The organism is Hydrogenophaga sp., from assembly GCF_051007235.1.
Classification (GTDB): Bacteria; Pseudomonadota; Gammaproteobacteria; order Burkholderiales; family Burkholderiaceae_C; genus Hydrogenophaga.
Window position 1 is genome coordinate 1 of the sequence record NZ_JBPCSJ010000064.1, and the last position, 2,715, is coordinate 2,715.

The window sequence follows — 2,715 nt, forward strand, 5'->3', positions numbered from 1 at the left end:
GCGGGCGAGCAGAGCGACGGGATTGGCCAGGTGAACGTGGCGGTCAACCAGCTCGACCAGATGACGCAGCAGAACGCGGCGCTGGTGGAAGAGAGCGCGGCGGCGGCGCAGAGCCTCAAGGACCAGGCCGCGCGCCTGGCCCAGGTGGTGGCCGTGTTCCGCGTCGACCGCAGCCCCGCCTGACCCAGCCCGACACCCCCTTTTCCGCCACCTCTCTCCCCGCCGTCCCTTCCCTGTTTTTCATATCTCCCACCCACCCACCACCACCACCACTGGAGTTCACCATGACCTTTGCCCGCACCCTGTTCACCACCGCCTCCACCCTGGCCCTGGCCTGTGCCAGCCTGACCGCCCACGCCGAGGCCAAACCCGAAGACGCCACCGCCATGGTCAAAAAGGGCGTGGCCTTCATCAAGGCCAACGGCAAAGACAAGGGCTACGCCGAGATCAGCAACAAGGCCGGCCAGTTCAAGAAGGACGACCTGTACCTGGTGGTCTATGGCCTGGACGGCACGGTGCACGCCCACGGCGCCAACGAAAAGATGATCGGCAAGAACCTGATCGACCTCAAGGACATCGACGGCAAGCCCTTCGTGCGCGAGCGCGTGGAAATGGCCAAGACCAAGGCCAGCTTCTGGCAGGACTACAAGTTCACCAACCCCGAGACCAAGAAGATCGAACCCAAGGCCATGTACTGCGAAAAGCTGGACGAGACCGTGGTCTGCGGCGGCGTCTACAAGTAAGCGTCGGCGGCGTCCGCGATCCCCTCTGGTGTGCGCCCAGGCACGCCGGCTTCTCCCCCAAAACGACAAGGACATCCCATGAAACTGGGTCACAAACTCCTGCTGGCACCGGTGGTGACGGCGGTCGTCGTGCTGGCCGCCGGCCAGGTCGACTCCTGGCTGCTCAGCCGCTCCAACGCGCAGGCGGTGGCGGCCTTTGGCGACCACATTGGTGAAGTCCGGTCGCTGGGGGCGCTGCAGGCCGATGTGAACCAGGCCCACGTCGAGGTCTACCGCATGATGACCATCATCGGTTCGCTGGACGAAGCGACCATCCAGGCCAAGCGCAAGGCACTGGCCGAGCGCAGCACCCGGACGCTGGCGCAGCTGGACCAGCAAATGGCCAAGGAGCCCCCGGGCAGCGAGCTGCGCACCGGCATGGAACAGGCCCGCCAGCAGGTGGGCGACTACTTCAAGAAGGTGGACGGCGCGATCGACCTCGCGTCGGTGGACCCGAACACCGGCGTGGCGGCCATGCAGGGGGCTGATGAGGCCTACACCGGCTTGAGCGGCGCGCTGAGTGCGACGCAGGAAAAGCTGGTGCAGCACGCGAACGCCGATGCGGACAGCAAGGCCGCCGATGCATCGCGCCTGCACTGGTTGCTCAGCCTGCTGTCGCTGGGCGCGGCCGCCGCCGTGGTGGCGATGTCCTGGGTGGTGCTGCGCAAAGTGGCGCAGGCCCTGGACCAGGCGTCCCGCATCGCGCGCGGCGTGGCCGGCGGCGACCTGACCCTGGCCGTGCACACCGATCGGAAAGACGAGTTGGGCGAACTGCTCCGGGCGCTGGCCGCCATGAAGGATTCGCTGCTGAGCACGGTGGTCCACGTGCGCTCGGCGTCCGACAGCATCGGCACGGCCAGTGCCGAGATCGCCTCGGGCAACCAGGACCTGTCCGCCCGCACCGAGCAGACCGCGTCGAGCCTGCAGCAGACGGCGGCCAGCATGGAGCAGCTGACCGGGACGGTGCAAAGCAGTGTGGACGCGGCGCGCCAGGCCAACCAGCTGGCCGCCAATGCCTCGGCCATCGCGGTGCGCGGGGGCCAGGTGGTCAGCCAGGTGGTCTCGACCATGGACGAGATCAACCACAGCAGCAAGAAGATCAACGACATCATCGGCGTGATCGACGGCATCGCCTTCCAGACCAACATCCTGGCGCTCAATGCCGCGGTGGAAGCCGCGCGCGCCGGTGAACAGGGCCGCGGCTTCGCGGTGGTGGCGGCCGAGGTGCGCAACCTCGCGCAGCGCAGCGCCGAGGCGGCGCGCGAGATCAAGGGCCTGATCGGCACCAGCGTGGACAAGGTCGATGCGGGTACGCGGCTGGTCGACGAGGCGGGCCAGACCATGGGCGAGATCGTGGCCAGCGTGCAGCGCGTGACGGACATCATCGCCGAGATCACCGCCGCCGCCGGTGAGCAGGGCGAGGGCATCGGCCAGGTGAACGTGGCGGTCAGCCAGCTCGACCAGATGACTCAGCAGAACGCGGCCCTGGTCGAAGAAAGCGCGGCGGCGGCCGAGAGCCTCAAGGAGCAGGCGGCGCGGCTGTCGTCGGCGGTGGCGGTGTTCCGCGTGGACGGCGCACGCGCCTGAACCTGGTCGCGCCGGGGCGGGCCTGGACGGGCGTGTCGGCCATGCACTGGCCGGCACGCCCGTTGGCGTTGTGGGCCCGTCCGTCGGCCCCCGGACAGAAGTGAACACTTTGTGCCGCTTTCCTTGTGGAAACAAGGGTTTGCGCAGGCTTTGAGGTGTTTATCCCGCCTTCAGAGCGGGCCGCTCCGGCCGATAGTCCATGAACCCTTTCCGTCTTTCAAGGACCGACCACCATGGACATGAACACCAACGCCAGCGCCACCAGCGGCCGCCACGTGGGCGCACAACCAGGCGCACACGCCGAATTCCTGACCTTCCGCCTGGGGGCGGAGGAATACGGCATCGA

General features: G+C 67.7%; 2 protein-coding genes and 1 pseudogene. All 3 read left to right on the plus strand.

Annotated elements, in window-relative coordinates; all coding sequences use genetic code 11:
* A pseudogene (locus ACR2JA_RS02090) lies at positions 1–183 on the plus strand (methyl-accepting chemotaxis protein); the annotation flags it as partial.
* Between the two features lie 101 nt (positions 184–284).
* Entirely contained in the window at positions 285–743 is a 459-nt protein-coding gene (locus ACR2JA_RS02095) for a cache domain-containing protein (RefSeq protein ID WP_434007481.1), read from the plus strand.
* A 78-nt stretch (positions 744–821) separates the two neighbouring features.
* Positions 822–2,369, plus strand: a complete 1,548-nt coding sequence (locus tag ACR2JA_RS02100) for a methyl-accepting chemotaxis protein (protein WP_434007482.1) — start codon at positions 822–824, stop codon at positions 2,367–2,369.
* Positions 2,370–2,715 lie beyond the last annotated feature (346 nt).

Coding starts and splice junctions, on each gene's coding strand:
- ACR2JA_RS02100 (WP_434007482.1), top strand. CDS start 822: ATGAAACTGGGTCACAAACTCCTGCTGGCACCGGTGGTGACGGCGGTC.
- ACR2JA_RS02095 (WP_434007481.1), top strand. CDS start 285: ATGACCTTTGCCCGCACCCTGTTCACCACCGCCTCCACCCTGGCCCTG.